The sequence below is a fragment of the Lactobacillus taiwanensis genome (genome assembly GCF_017894345.1).
Lineage (GTDB): Bacteria > Bacillota > Bacilli > Lactobacillales > Lactobacillaceae > Lactobacillus > Lactobacillus taiwanensis.
Genome location: NZ_CP059276.1, coordinates 1,682,216 through 1,706,314 on the forward strand (window position 1 = coordinate 1,682,216; position 24,099 = coordinate 1,706,314).

Here is a 24,099-nt window from a genome sequence, read left to right on the forward strand (position 1 = left end):
TTAACCTTCTAAAATAACTATATTTATTTCAATAAATTAGTTTACACGGATTGCGTAATCTGGCATAAAGTAACTAGAAATAGTAGCTTGAGTTACGTTTTGACCTGGTTGTGGTGCATGTACGTATTGGTTGTTCCCTACGTAAATAGCATCGTGGTAGTCACCCCACATTAAGATGTCACCAGCTTGTGCTTGGCTTACAGAAACGTGTTGACCTGCTCCTGCTTGTTGGTAAGTAGTACGTCCAACATTCTTACCAGCTTGGCTGTATGCGTATTGTACTAGACCTGAGCAGTCATATGCGTTAGGACCAGTTGCGCCCCATACGTAAGGTTTACCAACTTGTGATTGAGCTGCACTAACCACAGTTTGTGCTACACTGCTGTTTGATTGAGTTGAAGCTTGTGGCTTAGCAGTTTGTGCTGGCGCTTGGCTTGAAGCTGCTTGTTGTTGAGCTGGCTTAGCAGCTGGTTGTGCAGTTTGTGCTTGTGGCTTAGCTGCGGTGGTAGTGTTTTGTGCTGGAGCACTGTAAGTAGTTGCTGCTTGTTGAGCCTTAACTGCAGTATTAGTTTGTACGTAGTTAGTCTTTGCTGCTGGAGCAACATTAGTTGAAGCAGTGTTAGTTTGTACAGTAGTTCTAGCTGCTGCTTGTGCTACTGGAGCTTGTGCAGTTGCTGAAGTTGATTGTACCTTTGCTGCAGTATTAGTTTGTACAGGTGCAGTTGCTACAGCTGCAGTGTTGTTAGTTGAAGCAGTTGCTACTTGTGCGTTGTTAACGTTAGCTACAGCAGTTTGTGCAGTAGTGTTTTGAGCGTTGTTTGCAACGTTTGCTGCAGGAACTTGACTTACGGCAGCCTTAACTGCAGTTAAATCAGCAGTAACTGCGATAGGAGCTTCTTCTTGTACGTCGTCAGCTGAGATCCATTGGTCTCCACCTAAGTTGTACCAAGTTTCACCCTTAACGTTCTTAACTTTCTTGTATGTCTTCCAAGTTGATTCATGTGGTAAGTACTTACCTGTTTGTTGCTTGTTGTCTTCGTAGCTGTTCCAAACTGCAACATTTTCACCAGTCTTGGAATTTACTTTTACAACACCAATTTCTTGTGCTGGTGCTTGAACAGTTGAAGCTTGAGCAGTGTTGTTAAAAGATAATGCATTTAATTTAGCTGCACTTAAAGTTGCGATACCTGCAACAGCGAATGAAGCAGCAGTTGTGAATTTGATTACTTTAGATTTGATAGTCAAGGGTTATTCCTCCATAAAATTCTTTTTTCTCAATTATTAACATAGCCGTCATTAATTAACTAAAAAGTTATGCTATGTGTCTCTTTTTTTAATTGACAATGGTTATTGTAGGAGATCAATATTACAGACCTGTTACAAAGCTAAATCATTGTCATTACATTTAGCTTGTTATCAACCTTTTTCAATATTCAAAACCTATTAATCTTCTAGCTCTTTTACAATTGTATCAAGCTCTTTGGCTACTTCTTCCCAGTTGTCATTATTTAATACATGAGCCTTTTTAGCTAATTCATCGGATAGATGCAAATCACGCTTAAATTCGTAACTGTTTAATCGCTTATCAATTTCACTCACCTTATCTCCGCGTCCTAATAATCTTTTTTTCAAAACTGAAAAGTCAGACACAGTCAAATATATAAAATATACTTGTTGCCCTAGCTTCTCCAAATAAGACTTAACACCATCTGTCTCTATAATTAGAGAAACTAGATCGTTCTTTGTCCATGCTTTATCTAAGGCTTCTTTACTTGACCCATATTGATATTCTCCATATTTTACATGCTCGAAAAAATGGAGCTTTTTAAAACTTTCATCAGTTTCAAAATAATATGATTTTCCGGGAACTTCGCCCTCTCTCATTGGTCTAGTAGTATGAGTTACTACACGAGGAATGTTATATTTTTCTGTTAAGTACTTTGAGACTGTGGTCTTTCCTACTCCACTTGGACCAGCAATTATGATAATTCTTTGCAAAATATTACTCTCCCGCTTGAAATCGACTATTATATATAATAGTATTTCACTATTGTAAAACATTTCTATACAGAAAAGGGAGTTTTTTAAATGAAAAAAGCTGATGTAAAAATTGGTCAAATTTTAGCTGCTACTTCTGAGGAAGAACTTAAGCATCCTTTTCAAGGAAAAGTAGAAAAGATTTATGAAAATTCTGCTTTGCTAGCTATTACTTCATACGATCCAGAAGATGAATCTTCAGTTAATGAATTAAACAACAAAATGGTGATCAACTTTAAGAACTTGAAGAAAGTAAAATCACCTGCACGTGGAAAAACTGCCGCTACAAATGATGTAAAAATTTCAAAAGTTCAACCAGATAAAGACAAAAAGTCAAAATAAAAGTTAAGCCTATATAATTTTATTTTTTATAAAGGATATCTATCATCATATGAAAAAAAGGCTTCAAACATTTTTATTTTGGTTTATCTTAATTCAGCCATTTTTAGATATTTATTGGCTATCTAGGCCGCCACTTCTAAGATTCTCAATTCCTACCATTTTGCGAGTCTTAGGAGTTTTTATTGCCATTATTTTGTTTTTCAGTATTAAAAATAATTGGCAAAGATTCAAAAAACAATGGTGGATCATTGCTTATATTGCAATATTAGCCATTTATTCTTTCTGTCACTTAATTTCAGTCAAGAATTTTATCGGCGTAGAACCAACTGGTTTTCACTATTCACCTATTGTCGAGATTCTTTATCTTGTACGAGCTTGCTTACCTTTAACAATTTTATACATTACTTCGTATAGTGAATTTAAGCCATACTACTTTTTTAGAGTTATTCAAGCTATCTCGGGCTTATATTCTTTAACAATAGTTATTTCGAATCTTTTTGTTTTTTCCCTAACTTCATATCACACAAGTGAAGCACAGAGAATTAGTGCTAATATCTTTTCCTGGTTTGATCATACGAATTATCCCTTTAACGCTTTGGCTTCTAAAGGCATCTTCTTTCAAGCCAATACTTTATCGGCTATATTATTTATGATTATGCCAATAATGCTCTATATTCTTTATAAAGAATTCAATCTTCTGAATATAATTTTAGTTAGTGCTCAAGTTTTAGCAATGTTAATGTTAGGAACAAAAGTTGGTAATTTTGGATTAATCATTAGTTTAGTTGCTTTTCTAATTATTTTCTTATTACATAGTTTGATTTTGAAAAACACAAAATTCTCATCCAAGTTTCTAATTACCATGATTTGTATTTTAGCTGCCTCTGCTGCTATCTTCCCTTACAGTCCCACTCTCAGACGTTCTTCTCTTGAAAGTGGAGTAGCTCAAAAGCGTAGTAATCTTGGGAATAAAAACAAGCTTGATCAAGAATTAAACACTGGACTAAAAAGATATCAGGGTCAAAAACAAGAAGAATTTTTAAAAGATTTTATCAAAAAGAACTATTGGGTTTATTCATTAAAACATGATCTAGTTTTAGATCACTATTCATATAAAAATGATCCTTACTTTTGGCTTGAGGTTATGAGAAGACCCGCAAATGAGCGACTCAATTATCGACATCTTGAACAAGATATCTTAAGTCGCGTCATGAATAATGATAAAAATAAGCTAAATAAGCTTTTTGGTATTTCTTTTAGTCGTGAAAACAATATTTCTCCACTTGAGCGCGATTTTCTCGCTCAATATTACTCAATGGGAATACTAGGGGTACTTCTGCTAGCAGTAATTTACATTATTGTACTTGGATATGGAATCTTTTATTGGCTCGTCAATAAAAAGACAAGAACCTTTTTAAATTCTTCGCTCCTAGCATCGGGAGGATTTATTCTCTTTGCTGCTTTTTATGCAGGAAACGTACTTGAATACCTCTCAGCAACTCTAGTGATGGCATTTATTTTAGGATTTTTATTACAAAATATTCGCTGTAGTAGATCTACGAAAGAAATAGTAAGAAACTAACTATTAAAAAAGGCCTTATTTCGACTTAATCGAAGTAAGGTCTTTTATTTTTCAAAAGCTTTTTATTACTTTAATTCTCTAACAAAAGTACGATCTGGTACTCTAATCAAATAATATTTTGCTGCAGTCTTTCCTGCATGCATTCTTAAACCATTGTACCAATTCTTTTTATAGGTTGCGGTATAAGTAGCCACATAAGCATTTTGATAACGTCCATCAGCTTGTCTTAATTGCTTATCGGAATAAGGAATTGCTGCTGCTTGGACTGACATCGGATTCTTTCCATCAGAAATAGTCGCATAGGTGCTGCTAACTGTTACTCTATTTCCATTACTATAAAAAGTATAAGTCTGAATTGGAGCTTTCTTATTATCGGATCTAGCAGTAACATAATATGAGCGTTTATTACCAGCCGTTAAAATCAATGGTTGGTAGTCCACTCTACTAGATAGAACTTGTTTATTCTCTAAATTTGGATTGTAAAATAAAGTGATGCTAAACATATAGATCGCACCGCATAATAGAATTAAAACTTCTAAAATATCTAGTAAAGTTGTTTTCCATTCAAAACGCTTACGGTCTTTTACAATCATCATTAAGTGACGTTTACGAATATTCTGTACAATAAAGATTAAATATAAAACAAGTATTAACCAGGCCAAAATACCTAAAATGTTCCATCCAAGTGTCATAAAGGAGCCTCCATTTTTCTTTAAGTTAAGTATACGGTACTTATGGATGTTTTTAAAACTTTTTTTGATTTGACTTTATTGCAAAAAGTCGCGACAATTAAATATGTAAAAGGTAGTTTTGGTATATATCGTTAGGCAAAACTATGGTAAAAATAGCTTTTTATACAATTACAGGACAAACGCAACGATTCATAAATAAAACGGGTCTTGATGCACATCGAATTGAAGATGCTCATCCTCAATATCAAATGAATGATAAATACATTTTGATTTTACCTTCGTATCAAGATTTTATGATGGATTCCGTTGTTGATTTTTTAACATATAAAGATAATAAAGAGAATCTTCTAGGATTAATTGGATGCGGCAATCGTAACTTTAATGATCTTTTTGCTCAAACAGCCAAAAAAATCTCCGTTACATTACATGTACCAATCCTCTATTTACTTGAATTAAGTGGCAATTCAGTCGACGTCAAAAACGTTCGCCAAATTGTTAAAGAAGCTTGCAAAGAAGAGCACGGCACACAAAAAGATCTCCCAATTCCAAATCCATCTCTTAGCAATATTAATTTCTTAAGGGACTTCAGGCAAAAAAATGAATAAAAAAACTTATTACAAAGCAAGTAACTGGAATGCCGTTGAAGATCAAGTAGATCGTTCTGCTTGGGCGAGACTAAACGATATTGTTTACGAACCTCGTCGTGTTCCACTTTATAAAGATCAAGATGAATTTTTTCATCTCCCAAAAAACGAACAAACCATGCTTCTTCATAGTTTCGTCTCTTTAACTCTTTCCTCTACTCTTCAAATGAAAGTGGCACTATCAAAGATTAAAGAAGATGCCGGAAATTCTGATGAAGAAGCAGCTGTATATAATGCATTGCAATATTTAGAATCAATTAATAATAAGGCTTATGGTCATGCTTTAAATGCATTCGCTAGCAAAGAAGAGCAAAATGAATCCTATGAATGGGTACATAGTAATCCATACTTACAAAAGAAAATGAAGCTTTTAAATACAGTTTATCAAGCAGAAAACTCTATCCATAAAAAAGCTGCTCATGTTTTTATTTCTACTGGCTTATACCATTCTTCTTTTTTTGGTCCACTTTATTTATTCGGTCAGCACAAATTACCACGAACAGCCGAATTAATTAAGTACGCCCTTCGAATTACAGCTTTAAACGGAATTTATACAGGAATAAAATTTCGCCGTGACTTTTTTAAATTGTCTAAAGAAGAACAAGATACTGTACATAACTGGGTATCCGATTTATGTGACAAATTATACGATAATGAACTCAATCATATAAAACTTCTCTATCATCATACCGGCCTAGAAGATAAAGTAGAACATTACATCCGCTATACCTTAAATAAGGCACTAATGAACTTAGGACAAGAACCAAAATATCCTGAAAATATTGAAATTCTAGATCCTATTCTTATAACAGGTATAATGGATAGTGCAATGATTGAGGATTTCTTCTTTTACACAAACGCGCATCCCCTTCTTAAAATGCGTGAAATAAAAAAATAAGGAGTTGAGTTTCAACTCCTTATTTTTTTGCTTTCTTAGTTTCGGTTTCAGATTTTTGATAGTTTCGAATAACTTCGATTTTTTCTTCAATCGCCTGAACTAACAATTGACTATATTTATCTGGATCGGCAATTATTTCATCACTTGAGCCTAAAATATCAATTCTAAAATGGGAAACATTTACATATTCAGAAATAGTTTCAAAATAGATATTTACTTCATATTCATCTTCATCATTACAGAAATTGCTAATTTTCTTATAGTTCGCAAATGGAAGATTAATGATACTACTTTCAAGTGCAAAAGTCATTGGTCTTCTTCCACTAATTGCTAATTGAGTTTGAATTAGTGAATCGTGCTTAAAAGCTTGAACAGCTTCACTAATCATTTTGCTTGCAATATTTCTTAATTTTGTTTTAGTTATTTCGCTATATTTGAGAGTTTCAAGATCTTGAAGATAATCTTGTTCTTCAATTTTTTTAGTTATTTCTTCTTGTTTAATTTTCACAATAAAATTCCTTTATGTATCCTTTTTCACTAATAAGATACTCAATAAATCTTCTTCATGCAACTTAAAAAATAAAAAATGCCTAATCAAATTGCAAAGCAAAACTAAGTAATTCCATTACTTTAAGCATATCTTCAGGACGCAAATGATCAGCGGGCTTTTCATCAAGTAAACGCATCCTTGAAAAAGTTTGAATTTGAGCTGCATTTACACGACCATGAATATGATATCCGAACAAGTCTAAGTAGGTAGGGAAATGATTGCCGTGGGATGTAATTGGACAAACCATTAGATAATTAGTCTTTTCATTATATGAATTAGACGACACTACTACAGCAGGATGTTTTCCCTTCATTTCTTGTCCAACTGATGGTGAGAAGTCCGCCCACACAATATCTCCTTGTTTAAATTTATTCTTCGGCATGACGTAATTCCTCCATAGCCATATTTTCCCAAGCTTCCCTTTCTGGTCCTGGTACATCTTCAAATTTAGCATCGGAGGTATAAGGATTAGAAATTTTCGGTATTAAGATCAAACTTCCATCAGACTTCTGATGAATTGCATACTCAGTACCCACTTCTACTTTAAAAGAAGCAGGTAGTGAAAAGCCAACTGAATTACCGACTTTTTGAGTTACAATATGATGAATAGATATTTTCATAAGTTTTTACCTCATTAAGTTACTTTCAAGGATATTGTAGTACTAAAAAAGACTAACTTTCAAAAGAAAGCTAGTCTTTTTTGCGAGAAACATAGAAAAGTATGTCAGGGTCTTTGTTTCACAGCCAAAGTAGCCCATCATCAGCACTTCCCGTGCTTTGACTTCGAAAGTCTAGATGATCTCTGTCAAAGAACGCATCTCGCGTTTTCCTCGACTCGTCGCATCTACTATTGTACCAAATTTTTCTTATTTTTTCTATTTTGACGCTTCTTGAAAAAGATTTCTCCAATTAACTGCGCCAACATAAATCCCATCGCTATTGCAATCGTTACAATTGCTACACGTAAGATTAAATCTTCTGCATCAGATAATTGTCCCTCAACCATCGCACGCACAGCCTGATAAGCAGGCACTCCAGGAACAAGTGGTACTACTCCCGGAATATTAAAAACTGTTACTGGGCACTTTTTAATGCGTGCAAACACTAAACCTAAAATTCCAACACACAAGGCACCCAAAAGATTAGAACCTAAACGGCCAACACCAATTCTATTAGCTAACCAATATAAAATCCAACCTGCACTACCGCTAATTCCGCATAAGAATAGTGCACGATGTGGAACGTTAATAATTAACCCAAAACCTACAGAAGCAAGCCAGGCAAACACTATATTAATAATTATTTCTAACCAAAAAGGCATTACATCACACCCCATAACAATTTAATTGCAATACCTATGCCGCCACCTAATGCAATTGCTGTCAAAATTGCTTCCGTAGTTCTCGCCATCCCTGATAATAAGTCTCCACCAAAGAGATCTCTTAATGCATTCGTAATTGCTACTCCTGGCACTAAAGTCATCAAAGAACCAATTAAAATATTATCAACGACAAGCTTAGGGAAGATTTTACATGTCAAAATAGTAATAACACCCATAAATATTGCAGTTACCATCTCGGCTAAAAAACGAATATTAGTATAGCGCTTAATAGCTAAATAAAGTGCATAAGATACACCACCAATTACAGCAGCTGCCGGGAAATCAATCCAATCATAATCATCCATAAAAAGAACCATTAAAGTTGGACTTAAAATTGCTGCTCCAATAATTTGAAGCCAAATAGGAAAATCTGGAATCGAAATGGAAACTTGTTTTAACCGCTCTTGTAATTCTTTTAATGTTATTTCTTTAGCCGCAAATTCACGCGATAATTCATTAACACGGTCTACTAATTCTAGATTAATATTTCGCTTCTTAACTTGAGTAACTTGAGTATAGGAATGTTCACCCAGACTCATAAATATTCCAGTTGGCGTTGTAAAACATCTAGCTCCAGCAATACCAGCATTGCGTGCTATTCTCATCATTGTATCCTCAACTCGATAAGTTTCACTGCCACCCTCAATCATTAGTCTACCCGCTTTTAAACAAGTATCTAAAACTTCACCAACGTAATCTTGACTTACACGCTCTTTATCCATTTCTATCCTCTAATTACTATTCATCTTTTCAATATCAATTGTCTTATCAACCCAATTTCCTCTAAAGAAATCTCTTTCGTGACTGACAATAATTACTCCACCCTTAAATTCAACAATTGCTTTTCTTAAAGAATCTTTTGTAGCAACGTCTAAGTGATTAGTTGGTTCATCCAAAAATAGTAAATTAGATGGCTCAAATTGCATTTTTGCTAATTTAACTTTTTCTTGTTCTCCACCAGATAATTCCTTCAGAGGGCTCATAGCCTGCTGTGCAGTTAATCCCATTCTGGCTAGAGCTTGACGTAATTCTCTGGGACGCAGACGTGGGAATTCTTCCTGTAAATATTGTAAAGGCGTCATATTTTTATTCGGCCAAACTAAGTCTTGCTGGAAATATCCCAATTTTGCAGTCGAAGATAATTCAAAGTTTCCATAAATAGGTTTTAGCTTGCCTAGTAACGTTTTTAATAAAGTAGTCTTTCCAATCCCATTAAATCCCGTCACAGCAACTTTTTCACCATTTCCAACAGAAAAATCAAATGCTGATTTTACTAGTGCTTGGTCATATCCAATTACTAAGTCTTGCGTTTGCAGTAATAAATTAGATGCTGTATCAACATAAGGGAAAATCACATGCGCCTTTTTATTATTTTGCGGTGGTGTTAAAATTTCCATCTTTGCAAGTTGCTTTTCACGAGATTTGGCACTCTTAGATCTGGAACCAGCCTTATTTTTACGAATATATGCTTCTGTCTTTTTAATTTTTCTTTGTTGATTAGCATATGCCTTTAAATAACTTTCACGATCCGCTTCTTTTTGTCTAAGAGCATGTTTCAAGTCGCCTGTATAGCGAGTAATCGTTCCAAAATCTATATCAATAATACAGTTTGTAATTCGACCTAAAAAATCATAATCATGCGATACAACAATAAATGCTCCCTCAAAGTCGTTTAAATAATCAGCCAACCAATCAATATGATTAACATCTAAATAGTTCGTTGGCTCATCTAAGACTAGGACATCAGGATTTTGCAGAAGAAGCTTAGCCAAAATTAATTTTGATCGCTGTCCACCAGAAAGTTTTGCTACATCCCGATCATAACCTAATTCTGCTAACCCTAATCCCGTAGCCACTCGATCAATTTTTGTATCAATATCATAAAATTCTTTCTCTTCAAGTAAAGTTTGTATTTTACCAGCTTTTTCTAATAAAGCGTTATCGCCATTTTCACCATATTTTACATAGAGATCATTTAATTCTTTTTCTTTTTCAAAAAGATCGCTAAAAGCAGTTTGTAAAAATTCTTTAATTCCCATACCTGCTTCAAGTCGAGCATACTGATCTAAATAACCAACGTGAAGCTTATTTTGCCATTTAACCTCACCACTATCTTGAGTGATTTCACCCGTCAAAATTTTAATTAAAGTTGATTTACCAACTCCATTTTGACCAGTTATTCCCATATGATCTTCTTTATTTAAAACAAAATTAGCATCTTCGTATAAAGTTTTCTCAATAAATGTTTGACTCAAATTTTTTACTGTTAGTAGACTCATTATTTCCTCTCGTATTGATTATTTATATCGTCTTTATGCTGTTTGTCATATTCCTGCAATGCATTTAATACTTTAGGCCACTGTCTTTTGGGAATGATTAATTGAAGTTTATTATGATAAATAGGAAAGTCACTTGCTTTCATCCCTGTTATTTTAGCTAAATCTTGATCCGTTAAATGATATTTAGCTACAATTGCTTTAATTTCATAAGAAGCATGTCCTCTAAAATATGAAAGAACATAAAAGAATGCCGCAAAAATTCCGGCACTCAACACGGCCATTGGCAAAGAAAAGTGAAAAGTTCTTTGAGCAATAAAAAACACTGCAATAAATGCTATAAGTGCAGAAATTACCCCATAAATAACTGGAAAATACTTATTTTGCTTCATATTTCATCATCCTTTTTATTACATTGATTTTTCAAATATTACATTAAATTTACGCGATTGACGTTTTTGTAAAAAATTGTAAATTTTGTTTTATTTTACTGCAATAATCTTCTTATATAATACAGTTTGTTAAGTAAATTAAAAACGATTTTTTAAATATCACTAGTGTATCACGATTAACATTTAATTATTAGTTAATGCCTCAAAAGGAGTAAATATTTTGACATATAAGAAGGGAACTTCAGTAGTACTTATTGCATTATTAAGCTTAGGCTTTCTTACTAATTCAGTTACTTCACAAGCTGCCGACAAAGATACTAACTTCAACGTATCTAAAAGCCTAGCAGAAAACACAATCAAACCAACTCTTCTTAGCAAAAAGTTTAAAGAAAATCAACTTAAAGAAGACAAGGAAAATAAATTAGCAGATATTAAATTCGAAGAAAAAAGACTTAATGAGCAAAATTATTAATTAGATAACCAAAACTTCACCGACAAGAGTTGAAGTTATCACTTAAAATTACTAAGATAGAATCATCAACAGATATACATAAAAAGCAGTTAGCATTTCGCTAGCTGCTTTTTTATTAGTTACCATCCATAGTATCGGAATCTTTATCATAGATTACATAATTTCTGAAATCGTCTGGATCATTCCAATCTAACCCTTGTTGTAGACTATTCTGTCGTGTTTCTTGATTGCGAAGTTTTTCTTTTTTCAGTCCTAAACTAGTTCTTACTAAATCTGAAACACGTTGTAATTCTTTAGTAGAAGCTACCTGCATAGCTGCTGTACCAATCCAAACATTATGACCATGAATATAGCCACTTTGAATCTTTTGAGTACAATCTCGATAATTCATCGCAATGGAAAGCATATCATCAAAAGTTAAATTAGTTTTAACATATTTAGCAAATACCTTAAGAATCTTACGATAATTAGTAATTGAATTTACTGACATACCTTTGCGAACAATATCGTTAATTACCTGTCTTTGCCGCATCTGACGGCCATAATCGCCTTGAGGATCTTCTTTTCGCATTCGAACATAGTCTAATGCTTCTTTACCGTTTAAATGCTGTTTTCCCTTCTTAAAATACGTGTGATAGGTAAATGTAAATGGCACATTAACGTCTACACCCCCAAGGGCTTCTACCATGCTTTCTAGCGCCTTCATATTAACTTCCATGTAATAGTTAACTGGCGTATTTAAAAGCGCGCTAACCGTTCTTGTAGCTCCTTTACTACCGCCAACTTGATAAGCTGAATTTGCCCGAAACATGTAGTACTTTCCTTCCCCAGTTCCGTCCCCTTTAATATCAGCTAATAAATCTCTAGGTATCGACGTCATAGTTGCTTCTTTTTTCTGAGGATTCATTGTCGTTAAAATCATCGTATCGGAATTTCCTCGATCATGTCTTCCTTCAATTCCTTGATCAACTCCAAGAATCAAAATTGAGATTGGCTTTTTTTGAGAAATCAATTGCGATGTCTTACCAGTACCACGATAAGCTTGCTGCACTGAACTCATAGCTGAGAAATAGGCATGCGCAAAATACGCAACACTTCCGCAAACAAGTAGAATTGTTAAGAGACCTACCAGGCGAGCCAAACTATTTCCATCTTTAATGTTTTTTCTATTTGCTGCAAAAACATTATTCCTTTTTAGTTTTTTATTTAGCTTTTTTTGTTCATCAGGTTTCATTAACCTATTAACTCCTCTGCCTACTATTTGCTTTTCATAATACAAAAATCACGATCTATGCGCATTAGTTTCATTATTAAAAAATTTTTATTTTTTAGCAAGCGAAATAATGTTCTATAATGGTGATTAATAAAAATTGTATTACAGAAAGAAGGAAAATATATGTCTCTTCCAACAAGAAACGAAGTATCTGATGATCTAAAATGGGACTTAAGTCGCGTTTTTGAAAATGATCAAGAATGGGAAAAAGAATACCAACAAGTCACAAATGAAATTAAAAATATAAGCAAATATAAGCAAACATTGACCAAATCTGGTAAAGATTTATATGAAGGTATTACTGCAATTTTAGCTATAGAACGTCGATTAGAAAAAGTCTATGTTTACGCCACAATGTCAAGTGATGTCGATACCAAAAATAATCACTACCTTGGTTTTGTAGCTAAAGTCCAAAGCTTAGCTAATCAAATGGCAGCTGCAACATCTTTTGTAGATCCTGAAATCTTATCCATTCCAGAAAAAACTCTAGCTAAATTTATACAAGATGAACCTCGCTTAGAAAACTATAGACATCGTCTTGAGCAAATTACCCAAAAACGTCCTCATACCTTGCCTGCAAATGAAGAAAAGATTATTGCTGCCGCAGGAGATGCAATGGGGACATCTGCTAATACGTTTAACGTTTTAACTAATTCTGATATGGAATTTGGCTATGTCCAAGACGAAAACGGTGATATGATTCAACTATCTGATGGTTTATATTCACTTTTGATTCAATCTCAAGACCGTGAAGTACGTAAAAATGCTTTTGATGTTATGTACGCAAGTTATGGTCAATTTGAAAACAGTCTCGCTTCAACTTTATCAGGCGAAGTAAAGGCTCACAATTTTAATGCTCGTGTGCATAAATATAATTCAGCTAGAGAAGCTGCTCTAAGTGAAAATGGTGTTCCAACAGCCGTTTACGATACATTAATTAAAGAAGTAAACAGCCACCTTGACTTACTTCACCGCTACGTTTCACTAAGAAAGAAAATTTTAGGCTTAAAAGATCTTCAAATGTATGATATGTATGTTCCTTTAACAGGAGAGCCACCTCTTTCTTATAATTTTGAAACAGCTAAGGCAGAAGCTAGAAAGGCCTTAGCTTCACTAGGAGAAGACTATTTAAAGCACGTTGATTACATTTTTAATAACCGCGTAATTGATGTAGTTGAAAGTCAAAATAAAGTAACTGGTGCATATTCAGGTGGTGCCTACGATACTGATCCATACGAACTACTTAACTGGGAAAATAACCTTGATTCACTCTATACTCTAGTTCATGAAACTGGTCACTCTGTCCACTCTTGGTATACAAGAAACACTCAACCTTACGTCTACGGTGATTATCCAATTTTTGTTGCTGAAATTGCTTCAACTACTAACGAAAATATTTTAACCGAGTATTTCTTAGACAAGATTACTGATCCTAAAACTCGAGCATTTGTCTTGAACCATTATCTTGATTCATTTAAGGGGACTCTTTTCCGTCAAACTCAATTTGCGGAATTTGAACAATTTATTCATGAAACTGATGCTAATGGACAACCATTAACTGCTGATGTACTTGATGAATTTTATGGCAACTTAAACCAAAGATATTATGGAGATAGCGTAGAACCTGGTGGAGAAATTGCTATGGAATGGGCACGTATTCCTCACTTCTACTACAACTTCTACGTTTACCAATACGCAACAGGTTTTGCGGCTGCAACTGCTCTTGCCAATAAAGTTGTTCACGGCACTGACAAAGAACGTGATGCTTATATTAATTTCTTAAAATCAGGTTCTTCGGATTACCCAACAGAAATTATGAAACGAGCTGGCGTTGATATGACTAAGGCTGATTACTTGAGGGATGCTTTTGATACTTTTGAAAAGCGTCTTAATGAATTTGAAAAAATTGTAGATGAATTAAACGCTGAAAAGTAAGGTTCACATTTAAATAGAAAAAGCTGGTAGATTTTATTTCTACCAGCTTTTTCGTTAGCTATTTTATTTTATACATAGCGACGATCTTTTCTAGCTCTTTATCAGAAATCAGTTTCAAAGTACTGCCATTATTCACTAGTTTCGCCCTATCCTAATCAAAATATATATGATAAAAGTCATAAAATTTATCATCTTTCTTAGGTTTAAAATTACAGAGAAAAAGAATATAAAGTCTCGATAAACAAAAAGATTAACTATGAGGTTAAGAACTTTTTTATTACACCAGCTTAGCAAACAAACCACCTAAATAAAGAAATACACAAGTAATCAACAAGTATAAGCTTCCCCACTTAACGGTTTCTTTTAGAATTTTTCCTTCTAAGCCTTCTTTATTAATCGCACCAGTAGCTACTGCAATATTCTGAGGTGACAGCATCCCTGCCGTAGCGCCTGTCATGTTCGACGCTACAATCCAGTACTTGCTTACACCCAAAGATTGAGCAGCCGAGTATTGTAAATTACCAAACAAGACATTAGCTGAAGTAGCAGACCCTGTTAAGAATGTTCCAAGTGCTCCAATTAACGGTGCAAATAATGGGTAAGCTGGTCCAAGCAAACTTACTAAGGCCAAAGCCAAAGCATTCGTCATCCCCGCATAAACCATTACTTTAGCTAAACCAACAATTGCACACACTGTAACAGTCGTCATGCCAATTGTCTTTAAAACTTTAACCAAAATTTTGAACATTTTATTAAAGCTCAATCCCTGAATTTTTCCACCAATTAAGCCAGCTAATAAAATTAACGTTCCTGGAGATGACAGCCAGTTAATTGGTAAATCATTAGGATTCTTTCCTAAATAAATATGTAAATGGGTAGTTATACTAGTTAAAAAGTTATTCACAGGTGGACAAAGTGAAGAAGCAAGTAATACAAAAATAAAGACTAGGATAAATGGTGAACAAGCCTTTATAATCTCGCTAATACTTTCATTTTCTACTTCTTCTACTGCACCAGTCTTTCGCTTCGTGAGCCACACCGTAATCAAAATTGAAAACAATGAACCAACTAAAGCTGGAAGTTCTGCACCTGTAAACTTAGCAATAATGACTTGCGGAATCGCCATTCCAAGTCCTGACATCAAAGTAATAAAGCCTATCCCCTTAAATGCCTTAATACTCTTTTCAGTAAGAAATACCAGAATAAACGGTACTAAAATCACTAAAACAACTAATTGCAAAGTTACAATAAATCCTAATCGCACATCATTAAGATTAGTTACTTCAGCTAACGTCAGAACCGGCAAGCCAATTGCTCCAAAGGCCGTTGCTGTACTATTAGCAACTAAGCAAATCACAGAGGCTTGAATTGGCTCTAAACCTAATGAAATCAAAATTCCAGCACAAATTGCCACTGCTGTACCAAAGCCAGCAATAGATTCAAGAAATCCACCAAAACCCCAAGCAATTATTAACACTAGAATTCTTTTATCAGTCGTAATTGACGACAGCAATTTTTCAATCGTCTGCATACTGCCTGATTCAGTCGTAATCTGGTAGACAAAAAGTGCCGCCAGAATTACATACATAATCGGCCAAATTCCCATGATAATGCCTTCTAATGCTCCCGATAAGGTATTAAGTACTGGTTGCTTAAACAGTAAAACTGCGTCCGCAATTGTAATAATTAAGCCAATTACGCAAGCTCTTGAAGCGGGCATTCCAATTATTCCGAGCGAAATTATTAACCATAAAATTGGTAATAATGCCCATAAGAAATTTATCCACATAGTTTTCCTCATTTAAAAAAGTAATACTGTTTAATTTTATCGTTTTTCCACATTTTAGGGAAATTTAAAAACAAAAACCTACAAAAGCATTTTCTACTCTTGTAGGTTTTAAATCTGATTACTATTTCTTAATGGCGTGAATACCATAAACTAATAAATAAATTCCAACTTCAATAATCGAAATGAAAAATGTAACAGGCAAATTAGTTATATAGCCCAAAACTAACCCCGTCCAAACTCCAAACAAGGCAATTCCAACTGACCAGCAAAGCATAGCTAGAATAGTTTTACCTAAATAACGTGCACTGGAAGATGGTAAAGTTAGTAAAATAAATACTAACAATGAACCAACAACTTGCGCACCAATCGAAACAGCTAGAGCCAAGGCTATTAAGAATACTACTGAGACCAAACTAGTATTAATATGATGACTAACAGCTCCAACATGGTCGAATGAATCATAATTTAATTGTCTTAAAACTAAGAAAATTATTGCTAATACAAAGAGAGAAAGAACAACTAGTTGAATAACTCCGTCTCTATCAACTCCAATAATTGAACCAAATAAGATGTTAGTCGCATATCGACTATTACCACCGGCAATGGCTAAAAATAGTACACCTAAGCCAATAAACAAGGCTGAAATCGCACTAATTGCGGATTCTTTCTGATCACTTCTCATGGATAATTCGCCAACACTGATTGAGCCAAGCAAAGTAAAAAGAACCATGCCCCAGAGTGGAATCCAACCAATCCAAACCGCAAAAGCAGCTCCGGCAAAACCAATTTCTGAAAGAGTGTGAGCTAAGAATGAAAAACTTCTAGCTACAACATATACACCCACTATTCCACAGGTAATAGCAATAAAAGTACTGGCTAGAAATGCATAGCGCATAAAATCATATGCAAACATTATTCTTCACCCACCTCTTCATTTAGATCCTTAATTTTTCCAGCAACTAAGCCTTTACCTTTAAATAAAAGATAATCTTTCATGTATTTCTTAGCTAGAGGAATGTCATGAGTTGTAAACAAAACAGTCATTGCGTGTTTTTCATTTAAATGCTTAATTAATGACATTAACTCTTCTTTAGCGACTGGATCTAAGCTAGCTGTTGCCTCGTCCAAAATAATAAAGTCTGGCTTATCCAACAAAGCTTGAGCTAAATATGCACGCTGCTTTTGACCTCCGGAAGCTTCGCCCATCCTAGTATTTTGAATATCTAGTAAATGAGTCTCTTTTAAAATTTGATTTACTCTTGCCTTTACCCGAGCGTTCTTAAATAAAGGAGTATTAAGTTCTACAAAAGCCCGAATTGAGAGGGGATAATCAGCATCTAGATTTCTAAATTGAGGTACATAACCAATTTCTGTATCTGGCGCAAATTTAAACGATCCTGTCGTTGGTTGTAACATTCCCATCAAAATTCTAATCAAAGTTGTTTTTCCTGTACCATTTGCACCAAGTAGAGCTGTCATTGACCCCTTAGATAGAGTAAAATTTAAGTCTTTAAAAATTACCTTATCCTCAAATTTCATCCCCAGGTCTTTAACTGTTAATATATCAGTCATATCACTACTCCTCTTCTTCTAATAAACTAATCCTATTTAATTATTTTGAATATCAGCTAGTTTTTGATAATTTTCTTTCATCCAAGCTAAGTAAGTAGTGTTATTAGGAATAGTTTCCCGCACATTTAAAACTGGAATATTGTTCTTTTTTGCAAGTTTCACAAAAGACTTAACTGTGGAGCTACTTGCCTGAGTGTTATTAACAAAAAAGGCAATCTTCTTTTCTTTAATAGCATTATTCATTTCGTTAATTGTCTTAGGACTAGGATCTGTACCATTTTCAATAGCTTCTTCAAATTTCTTGTCGCCTATTTTATAACCAGCTTCTTGTAAAGCATAGTCAAAGACTGGTTCACTAACAAAAACTGGTTTTTGATCACCCTTATTAGCTTTAACTAGCTTTTTAATTTTATCAACCTTAGCTAAGTATTTTTCGCCATTTTCCTTAAAATAAGTGGCATGCTTCTTATCCAACTTAGATAATCGTTTAACTAAATAATCAACATACTTAGTTGGCATATCTAAATTGTACCAAATATGCGGATTATCACCGCTCTTTAGTCCCATCAAGTCTTCACCAACTAAGACGGGCTTTTTATCAACAGACTTCGCTAGCTTATTCATCCACGAATCATAACCTAACCCATTTGCAACGATAATATTTGCTTGAGCTACCTTTTTAGCATCTGCTGTTGTTGGATCAAAATCGTGTGGATCAACGCTGCTTTTATCGATAATTGCAGTCGCTGTACCATATTTTCCAACAATATTTTTAGCTATATCTGAATAGACATTAGTTGTTGTAACTATCGAAATTTTATCTGATTGACTAGTAGAGTTCTGCTTATTCGAACATCCTACCATTATCAATGATAGGAGGGTTACTAACCCCATAATAGAAATGAATTTTGTAATTTTAGATTTAAAATTTTGCATAAATATCCTCCTGTGCAAAATAAAAAAGCATTAAGTTAGAAAATTCAGCATAAGTTCTAACTTAAAGTTAGACTAAGCTACTTTTTTTATTATGTCAACCATTTTATAGATAGACAAATAGCATCAAGACGTCTCAGACTTGATGCTACCAATAAGTGTAAATAATAAAAATTTTGCTGAATTCTTAATTTAATGCTTTTCTAAAATTACATCTTTATATAAACATATTTTTATATGTTTGTCAAAGAGGTTCAGAAAAAATACCCAAAGTTATTGTAATTATTCAAGCTTTTAAACTAAAAATCTTCGTTAACATGCCGTCTCAAGACATCTAAAATCTTAATAACGTGCTTGTCCTCTAGGCTATAGTACCGCTCTTGCTTAACTTGCTCACTCTTAACTAGCTTAGCCTCTTCTAAGATTCTCAAGTGCCTAGAAATAGCTGGCTGACTAACATCAAACTGTTTTACCAAGTTATTTACACTGCTTTTTTGATTGTCATTTAAGTAATAAAGAATTTGAATTCGAATGGGATGATTTAAAGCTCTAGTAACTCGAATAATTTGATCGTCCAACTTGTTCACCTATCTCAACTTACATTTAATTATGAGAGTAACTCAAGAATTTTCTTTTGCACACTTGATTCTTCACTAGATCCAATGATTTGATTAGCAGCTTTCTTTGCATCCGGAAGAGCAGTAGCCGTAGCAAAGCTGGTACCTGCAAACTTAAGCATACCAACATCATTACCACTATCACCAAATGTTACCATTTCACTAGATTTAATCTTAAGTTTTTTACCTAAATATTCTAAACCTACAGCTTTATTCATTCCTTTAGTCTGCATATCAATAGCAGTACTTGCACCTGAGACAAAACCAATCTGTGGATAATCTTCTCTAAGTTTATCTAAGACCTTAGGCATCTCATCTTCTGGAACACGAAGACTTACTTTAAAAATACGATCGTCTATATCGTTAAAGCTATCAACAACTTGAATTTTCTTAACGTACTTTTTTAGATCTTCCGCAAATTCTTTTCCACTGCTTTTTTCAACATATGCACTAGTTACACCAGCAACAATAGCCTTATATGGTAAGTTTTCCACAATTTCAAGCATGGTTTGATAATCTTCGTCAGATAAATCAGATATTTGAAGAATTTCATTTCCATGAGCTACTAAGGCACCATTTTCAGCCACAAAGTACATATGCTTATTAGCTTTTGGAAAACGATCGAGGATATTTTCATACTGATTACCACTGGCAATAACAAATTTAATATCACGATCCTGCATAATTTGAAATTCTTTTTCAAAGAGTTCCTTATCATAAGTCTTATCTTCTCTTAGCCAAGTACCATCCATATCAGTTGCAATAAGCTTAATCATTTTCAGTCTCACTTTCCACTTTTATTATCCACACTCCACTATACTAAAAAACGCCACCCGGAGGTAGCGTTTTTCATAAAACTATTTTATTCAACTAGTTTAATCCTTTGTAATTAATTATTTTTATTCATCTGGGTCTTCAGAAACAGGTTTCTTCCAGAAACTCATAATTAGACCAGCTACAATAGAACCAACAATTGTAGCAACGAAGTAAAGTAAAATGTGGTTAGATAATGGTGATACCCATAGTCCTCCGTGAGGAGCTGGTACTTGAATATGCCATAATCCAACAAGTAAACCACCAACTGCTGAACCAATTACGCAGGAAGGAATTACACGACCTGGGTCAGCTGCGGCAAATGGAATAGCACCTTCAGTAATGAATGAGAAACCTAAAATCCAGTTTGACACACCAGCACGACGCTCTTCCTTCGTGTAACGGTTCTTAAAGAAAGTAGTACCAATTGCAGTAGCAAATGGAGGAACCATACCACCAACCATAACAGCTGCCATCATAACTGCAGCAGTTGCAGAATGTGGGTCGTTAGCAAAGGCACCTGAAGCAAAGACATAAGCAGCCTTGTTGAAAGGACCACCCATATCGATAGCCATCATACCAGCTAAGATCATTGTCAAAATTACAAGGTTACCAGTACCCATACTGTTCAAGAAGTGGGTAATAGCAAAGTTAACTGAACTAAAGATTGGGTTGATGATGTAGAACATAATCAAAGCAATGAACAGCAAGCCCAAAATTGGGTAAAGCAACATTGGTTTCATACCTTCTACTGATTTTGGAAGTTTAGCAAATAACTTCTTCAATCCAATCATAATATATCCAGCAATGAAACCTGCAGCGATACCACCTAAGAATCCAGCTGGAGATACAGCATGGGCTTGTGCATTAACTTGTAAGCCATTAGTACCGTTAACAATGGCTGCCATGTATCCACCAACAAATCCTGGCATCAAGGCAGGTAAGTCGCCGATTGATTCAGCAATATAAGCAGCTAATACAGGAACCATAAATGCAAAGGCTAAGTTACCAGCACTGTTTAAGAAAATAAATGCAGGATTCTTAGCACCACCAGCCATATAGTTTTCAACTATAAATGAGATGGCCATTAAGATACCACCACCGATAACGAATGGAAGCATGTGGCTAATACCACTCATTAAGTTCTTGTAAATAGATGCCCACAAACCTTGTTTTTCTTTTGCATCATTATCGCTCGAACTTGCACTGCTATCAGCATGATAAATTGGAGCCTTGTTTTCTAAGATATCTTCAATCAATTCTTTTGGATGATTAATACCATCTACAACAGGCTTCATAACAAGTTCTTTTCCGTTGAAACGTGGCATATCAACTTTTTTATCAGAAGCAATGATGACACCTTTTGCTCGCTTAATTTCTTCTGGAGTAAGCTTATCCTTTACACCTTCAGACCCATTCGTTTCAATACGAACATCAACGCCTAATTTTTTACCAGCCTTGATTAAAGCCTCTTGAGCCATGTAAGTGTGTGCAATACCATTGATACATGCAGTAACACCGACAATTAAAGGCTTTTGTTCGCTAGTAGGCTTAGCTGCTTCTTTTGCAGCTTCTGCCTTTCTCTTTTCGGCATCGGCCTTATCTTGAGCATCCTTTTCAGCTTCAGCCTTTTTAAAGGTATCAATAACTTCTTCTGGTGTAGTTGCTGCCTTTAAAGCATTAACAACATCTGGGTTAATTAATAAACTTGATAACTTAGCTAAAGCTTGTAAGTGTGTGTTATCAGCACCGGCTGGTGCAGTAATCATAAAGAATAAATGAACTGGTTGTCCATCAAGAGCTTTATAATCAATTCCTTTAGGACTTTTTGCAAATAAAACAGCTGCACGATTAATGTACTTGTTTCTTGCGTGTGGCATGGCGATTCCTTCACCAATACCCGTTGTTGATTCTTTTTCACGAGCCCAGATTGATTTAATGAATTCGTCTTCGTTATTTACAACACCTTGCTTTACTTCAAGATCAGCCATTTCTTTAATAGCTTCTTCTTGAGTAGTAGCCTTCAGATCCATAATCATTAAATCAGGACTTAAAAGATCTTCAATTTTCATGAAAATAACTCCCTACCCTAACTATATTATTTAGTTTTAATTACTTTACTTCTTCAACTGTAATTTGTGGTAAAACAGCATCAATTTGGCTCTTAACTGCAATATCTTCAGTAAATGCAGTAGCACCACCACAAGCTGATCCGACTTTCAATGCTTCAACAACATTATGAGTCTTGTAGTAAGTACCTACAAAACCGGCAATCATTGAATCTCCAGCGCCAACTGAGTTAACAGCAGTACCAACAGCAGCACTTGCATGGTAAACATGATCCTTAGTTACTAAGTATGCACCGTCGCCAGCCATAGAAATCATGACGTTTTGTGCACCCATGTCTAAAAGTTTCTTAGCTGCTTCAAGCATTTCTTGATCATTAGCAAAACTTGTATCAAATAATGCTGCTAATTCATGGTGGTTAGGCTTAATAACTAATGGGTGGTATTTCAAAGTTGCAAGTAAAGCTTCCCCAGTAGTATCAATTGCAAATTCAGCACCAGCTTCTCTAATAGTTGGTAATAGTTGTTCATAGAAGTCAGTTGGTAAACTTGGTGCTAAACTACCACTTAATACAACAATATCACCTTCATTAAGATCATCCAAACGCGCCTTAAATGCAGTAATTTCTTGTGCATCAATCTTTGGACCAGCCGCATTAATTTCAGTTTCTTTTTGAGCATGAATTTTCACATTAACACGGGTATCGTCAGAAATAGTTACAAAATCACTTTCAATTTTTTTAACGTTTAATTGGCGAACTAATTCTTTGCCAGTAAAACCACCAACAAATCCCCAAGCAGTGTTATCAACATCAAGTTGGTTCAAAATTTGAGAAACATTAATTCCTTTACCACCAGCTAAAAATTGACAATCATTTGAACGGTTAACACTACCCGCTTCCACCTTTTCTAATTGCATAACATAGTCTAATGCTGGATTAACTGTAACAGTATAAATCATGACCGAGCCTCCTCAACTCTGATTTGTTCAGGCAAGATACTTTCTTTACCCGTACTTAAATTGTTAGTGATGAGTATTGCCTCATTGATATGTGCAAAACTTGCAAAATTTGCTGCACCAATCTTACTACTATCCATTAAAATAAAAGATTCTTTAGCCTGCTCAATTGCAGCTTTTTTTATCCCTGCTTCTGCTGGATCTGGCGTAGTAAATTGACCATCTGCTGTTAAACCATTGGCTCCAATAAATGAAACTGTAAAATTCATTTCTTGTAGCTGCTTCATGGCTGTATTGCCTATGACTGCATGCGTTTCAAGCTTAGCCTCGCCCCCTAACAAGCGAGTATAAATTCCATTATCTAAACATGCCAGTGCAACATCAACGCCATTAGTAACTACATGTAAATCATTAACTTCTCGCAAGAATGGCACCATTTCATAAGTTGTGGTTCCAGCATCCAGAAATATATGATCTCCATTAGTAACATGATTCATCACAGCAAAACGTGCAATCTCACGTTTATTGTCAACATTAAGATTAAATCTCACTTGTTGTTCAACATCACGTGAATAATCTTGCAGTGAGCGTGCTCCTCCGTGTACACGAACAATCACGCCCCGCTTTTCTAATTCAATGAGGTCACGGCGAATTGTTGACTCTGATGACTTAGTCAACTTACACAATTCATTAACACGACAGATACTGTGTTTATTAATATAGGTTGCTATAGTTTGTTGACGTTCCTCGGTCAGCATCGTTCATCATCACCTCATTTAATATGATAAACGCTTTCAGATATAAAATCAATCATCTTTCGTCAAAATCATTCATATTCATTCAATGTTAGTCAAATCTGAGACTATTAAAAGTGAAA

The 24,099-nt window shown here is 34.6% G+C and carries 26 protein-coding genes; 6 read left to right on the forward strand and 20 right to left on the reverse strand.

The window, feature by feature from the left end; all coding sequences use genetic code 11:
• Positions 1-36: 36 nt before the first annotated feature.
• The gene (locus H1A07_RS08275; protein WP_210144905.1) at positions 37-1,245 is read right to left on the reverse strand and encodes a C40 family peptidase; all 1,209 of its coding nucleotides are present in this window, start codon (positions 1,243-1,245) and stop codon (positions 37-39) included.
• Positions 1,246-1,443: 198 nt separating this feature from the next.
• Entirely contained in the window at positions 1,444-1,998 is a 555-nt protein-coding gene (locus H1A07_RS08280) for a guanylate kinase (protein ID WP_057718603.1), read from the reverse strand.
• Between the two features lie 90 nt (positions 1,999-2,088).
• On the opposite strand from H1A07_RS08280, the gene H1A07_RS08285 reads away from it, so the two are divergent.
• Positions 2,089-2,379: a DUF2187 domain-containing protein gene (locus H1A07_RS08285; RefSeq protein WP_057718604.1), complete on the forward strand. Its 291-nt coding sequence runs from the start codon at positions 2,089-2,091 to the stop codon at positions 2,377-2,379.
• Between the two features lie 49 nt (positions 2,380-2,428).
• Positions 2,429-3,961: an O-antigen ligase family protein gene (locus H1A07_RS08290; protein ID WP_210144906.1), complete on the forward strand. Its 1,533-nt coding sequence runs from the start codon at positions 2,429-2,431 to the stop codon at positions 3,959-3,961.
• 65 nt (positions 3,962-4,026) lie between these two features.
• Here H1A07_RS08290 and H1A07_RS08295 read toward each other — a convergent pair whose 3' ends face one another.
• Positions 4,027-4,653 carry an LVIS_2131 family protein gene (locus H1A07_RS08295; RefSeq protein ID WP_057718606.1) on the reverse strand — a complete coding sequence of 209 codons (627 nt, stop codon included), beginning with the start codon at positions 4,651-4,653 and terminating at the stop codon, positions 4,027-4,029.
• A 143-nt stretch (positions 4,654-4,796) separates the two neighbouring features.
• Here H1A07_RS08295 and nrdI point away from each other — a divergent pair, with 143 nt between their 5' ends.
• Both nrdI and H1A07_RS08305 read left to right on the forward strand, forming a co-directional pair.
• On the forward strand, positions 4,797-5,258 hold the full coding sequence (gene nrdI / locus H1A07_RS08300) for a class Ib ribonucleoside-diphosphate reductase assembly flavoprotein NrdI (protein WP_210144907.1): 462 nt from the start codon (positions 4,797-4,799) through the stop codon (positions 5,256-5,258).
• The gene (locus H1A07_RS08305; RefSeq protein WP_210144908.1) at positions 5,251-6,195 is read left to right on the forward strand and encodes a ribonucleotide-diphosphate reductase subunit beta; all 945 of its coding nucleotides are present in this window, start codon (positions 5,251-5,253) and stop codon (positions 6,193-6,195) included. The genes nrdI and H1A07_RS08305 overlap by 8 nt, the downstream gene beginning before the upstream one ends.
• 19 nt (positions 6,196-6,214) lie before the next feature.
• Here H1A07_RS08305 and H1A07_RS08310 read toward each other — a convergent pair whose 3' ends face one another.
• From H1A07_RS08310 to H1A07_RS08340, 7 genes are all read right to left on the reverse strand, one after another.
• The gene (locus H1A07_RS08310) at positions 6,215-6,703 is read right to left on the reverse strand and encodes a hypothetical protein (protein ID WP_210144909.1); all 489 of its coding nucleotides are present in this window, start codon (positions 6,701-6,703) and stop codon (positions 6,215-6,217) included.
• Between the two features lie 82 nt (positions 6,704-6,785).
• Positions 6,786-7,127, reverse strand: a complete 342-nt coding sequence (locus H1A07_RS08315) for a type II toxin-antitoxin system PemK/MazF family toxin (protein ID WP_057718610.1) — start codon at positions 7,125-7,127, stop codon at positions 6,786-6,788.
• Complete coding sequence (mazE, locus tag H1A07_RS08320) at positions 7,114-7,365, reverse strand: type II toxin-antitoxin system PemI/MazE family antitoxin (RefSeq protein WP_057718611.1); 252 nt, start codon at positions 7,363-7,365, stop codon at positions 7,114-7,116. The genes H1A07_RS08315 and mazE overlap by 14 nt, the downstream gene beginning before the upstream one ends.
• Before the next feature lie 227 nt (positions 7,366-7,592).
• Positions 7,593-8,066 (reverse strand): threonine/serine exporter family protein, encoded by a 474-nt coding sequence (locus H1A07_RS08325; RefSeq protein ID WP_210144910.1) that lies wholly within the window; start codon positions 8,064-8,066, stop codon positions 7,593-7,595.
• Positions 8,066-8,848 (reverse strand): threonine/serine exporter family protein, encoded by a 783-nt coding sequence (locus tag H1A07_RS08330; protein ID WP_210144911.1) that lies wholly within the window; start codon positions 8,846-8,848, stop codon positions 8,066-8,068. Before H1A07_RS08330 ends, H1A07_RS08325 begins: the two co-directional genes overlap by 1 nt.
• Before the next feature lie 9 nt (positions 8,849-8,857).
• Entirely contained in the window at positions 8,858-10,405 is a 1,548-nt protein-coding gene (locus tag H1A07_RS08335) for an ABC-F family ATP-binding cassette domain-containing protein (protein WP_210144912.1), read from the reverse strand.
• Positions 10,405-10,794 (reverse strand): hypothetical protein, encoded by a 390-nt coding sequence (locus H1A07_RS08340; protein ID WP_094499374.1) that lies wholly within the window; start codon positions 10,792-10,794, stop codon positions 10,405-10,407. Before H1A07_RS08340 ends, H1A07_RS08335 begins: the two co-directional genes overlap by 1 nt.
• A 220-nt stretch (positions 10,795-11,014) precedes the next feature.
• On the opposite strand from H1A07_RS08340, the gene H1A07_RS08345 reads away from it, so the two are divergent.
• Entirely contained in the window at positions 11,015-11,266 is a 252-nt protein-coding gene (locus tag H1A07_RS08345; protein WP_210144913.1) for a hypothetical protein, read from the forward strand.
• 115 nt (positions 11,267-11,381) lie between these two features.
• On the opposite strand, the gene H1A07_RS08350 is transcribed toward H1A07_RS08345, so the two are convergent.
• On the reverse strand, positions 11,382-12,500 hold the full coding sequence (locus H1A07_RS08350) for an LCP family glycopolymer transferase (protein ID WP_210144914.1): 1,119 nt from the start codon (positions 12,498-12,500) through the stop codon (positions 11,382-11,384).
• Positions 12,501-12,662: 162 nt separating this feature from the next.
• Between H1A07_RS08350 and pepF the strand changes: the two genes are divergently transcribed.
• The gene (gene pepF / locus H1A07_RS08355; protein WP_210144915.1) at positions 12,663-14,474 is read left to right on the forward strand and encodes an oligoendopeptidase F; all 1,812 of its coding nucleotides are present in this window, start codon (positions 12,663-12,665) and stop codon (positions 14,472-14,474) included.
• 277 nt (positions 14,475-14,751) lie between these two features.
• Here pepF and H1A07_RS08360 read toward each other — a convergent pair whose 3' ends face one another.
• The 9 genes from H1A07_RS08360 to H1A07_RS08400 form a co-directional block, all read right to left on the reverse strand.
• Entirely contained in the window at positions 14,752-16,263 is a 1,512-nt protein-coding gene (locus H1A07_RS08360) for an L-lactate permease (RefSeq protein WP_210144916.1), read from the reverse strand.
• A 121-nt stretch (positions 16,264-16,384) separates the two neighbouring features.
• Positions 16,385-17,176, reverse strand: a complete 792-nt coding sequence (locus H1A07_RS08365) for a metal ABC transporter permease (protein WP_210144917.1) — start codon at positions 17,174-17,176, stop codon at positions 16,385-16,387.
• The gene (locus H1A07_RS08370; protein WP_210144918.1) at positions 17,176-17,835 is read right to left on the reverse strand and encodes a metal ABC transporter ATP-binding protein; all 660 of its coding nucleotides are present in this window, start codon (positions 17,833-17,835) and stop codon (positions 17,176-17,178) included. Before H1A07_RS08370 ends, H1A07_RS08365 begins: the two co-directional genes overlap by 1 nt.
• A 36-nt stretch (positions 17,836-17,871) precedes the next feature.
• A complete protein-coding gene (locus tag H1A07_RS08375; protein WP_210144919.1) occupies positions 17,872-18,771 on the reverse strand; it encodes a metal ABC transporter solute-binding protein, Zn/Mn family in 900 nt (299 codons plus the stop codon).
• A 296-nt stretch (positions 18,772-19,067) separates the two neighbouring features.
• Complete coding sequence (locus H1A07_RS08380; protein ID WP_057718627.1) at positions 19,068-19,346, reverse strand: ArsR/SmtB family transcription factor; 279 nt, start codon at positions 19,344-19,346, stop codon at positions 19,068-19,070.
• 29 nt (positions 19,347-19,375) lie between these two features.
• Entirely contained in the window at positions 19,376-20,161 is a 786-nt protein-coding gene (locus tag H1A07_RS08385) for a Cof-type HAD-IIB family hydrolase (protein ID WP_057718628.1), read from the reverse strand.
• 123 nt (positions 20,162-20,284) lie between these two features.
• Positions 20,285-22,270 (reverse strand): PTS fructose transporter subunit IIABC, encoded by a 1,986-nt coding sequence (locus H1A07_RS08390; RefSeq protein ID WP_210144920.1) that lies wholly within the window; start codon positions 22,268-22,270, stop codon positions 20,285-20,287.
• A 40-nt stretch (positions 22,271-22,310) separates the two neighbouring features.
• The gene (pfkB, locus tag H1A07_RS08395; protein WP_004896540.1) at positions 22,311-23,225 is read right to left on the reverse strand and encodes a 1-phosphofructokinase; all 915 of its coding nucleotides are present in this window, start codon (positions 23,223-23,225) and stop codon (positions 22,311-22,313) included.
• The gene (locus H1A07_RS08400; protein ID WP_094517456.1) at positions 23,222-23,980 is read right to left on the reverse strand and encodes a DeoR/GlpR family DNA-binding transcription regulator; all 759 of its coding nucleotides are present in this window, start codon (positions 23,978-23,980) and stop codon (positions 23,222-23,224) included. The genes pfkB and H1A07_RS08400 overlap by 4 nt, the downstream gene beginning before the upstream one ends.
• Positions 23,981-24,099: the final 119 nt, after the last annotated feature.

Bases quoted from the DNA above. Each gene is read 5' to 3' on its own strand.
- H1A07_RS08285 (WP_057718604.1), top strand. From the start codon at position 2,089: ATGAAAAAAGCTGATGTAAAAATTGGTCAAATTTTAGCTGCTACTTCT.
- H1A07_RS08290 (WP_210144906.1), top strand. From the start codon at position 2,429: ATGAAAAAAAGGCTTCAAACATTTTTATTTTGGTTTATCTTAATTCAG.
- H1A07_RS08295 (WP_057718606.1), bottom strand. From the start codon at position 4,653: ATGACACTTGGATGGAACATTTTAGGTATTTTGGCCTGGTTAATACTT.
- nrdI (WP_210144907.1), top strand. From the start codon at position 4,797: ATGGTAAAAATAGCTTTTTATACAATTACAGGACAAACGCAACGATTC.
- H1A07_RS08305 (WP_210144908.1), top strand. From the start codon at position 5,251: ATGAATAAAAAAACTTATTACAAAGCAAGTAACTGGAATGCCGTTGAA.
- H1A07_RS08315 (WP_057718610.1), bottom strand. From the start codon at position 7,127: ATGCCGAAGAATAAATTTAAACAAGGAGATATTGTGTGGGCGGACTTC.
- mazE (WP_057718611.1), bottom strand. From the start codon at position 7,365: ATGAAAATATCTATTCATCATATTGTAACTCAAAAAGTCGGTAATTCA.
- H1A07_RS08325 (WP_210144910.1), bottom strand. From the start codon at position 8,066: ATGCCTTTTTGGTTAGAAATAATTATTAATATAGTGTTTGCCTGGCTT.
- H1A07_RS08330 (WP_210144911.1), bottom strand. From the start codon at position 8,848: ATGGATAAAGAGCGTGTAAGTCAAGATTACGTTGGTGAAGTTTTAGAT.
- H1A07_RS08335 (WP_210144912.1), bottom strand. From the start codon at position 10,405: ATGAGTCTACTAACAGTAAAAAATTTGAGTCAAACATTTATTGAGAAA.
- H1A07_RS08340 (WP_094499374.1), bottom strand. From the start codon at position 10,794: ATGAAGCAAAATAAGTATTTTCCAGTTATTTATGGGGTAATTTCTGCA.
- H1A07_RS08350 (WP_210144914.1), bottom strand. From the start codon at position 12,500: ATGAAACCTGATGAACAAAAAAAGCTAAATAAAAAACTAAAAAGGAAT.
- pepF (WP_210144915.1), top strand. From the start codon at position 12,663: ATGTCTCTTCCAACAAGAAACGAAGTATCTGATGATCTAAAATGGGAC.
- H1A07_RS08360 (WP_210144916.1), bottom strand. From the start codon at position 16,263: ATGTGGATAAATTTCTTATGGGCATTATTACCAATTTTATGGTTAATA.
- H1A07_RS08365 (WP_210144917.1), bottom strand. From the start codon at position 17,176: ATGTTTGCATATGATTTTATGCGCTATGCATTTCTAGCCAGTACTTTT.
- H1A07_RS08370 (WP_210144918.1), bottom strand. From the start codon at position 17,835: ATGACTGATATATTAACAGTTAAAGACCTGGGGATGAAATTTGAGGAT.
- H1A07_RS08375 (WP_210144919.1), bottom strand. From the start codon at position 18,771: ATGCAAAATTTTAAATCTAAAATTACAAAATTCATTTCTATTATGGGG.
- H1A07_RS08385 (WP_057718628.1), bottom strand. From the start codon at position 20,161: ATGATTAAGCTTATTGCAACTGATATGGATGGTACTTGGCTAAGAGAA.
- H1A07_RS08390 (WP_210144920.1), bottom strand. From the start codon at position 22,270: ATGAAAATTGAAGATCTTTTAAGTCCTGATTTAATGATTATGGATCTG.
- pfkB (WP_004896540.1), bottom strand. From the start codon at position 23,225: ATGATTTATACTGTTACAGTTAATCCAGCATTAGACTATGTTATGCAA.
- H1A07_RS08400 (WP_094517456.1), bottom strand. From the start codon at position 23,980: ATGCTGACCGAGGAACGTCAACAAACTATAGCAACCTATATTAATAAA.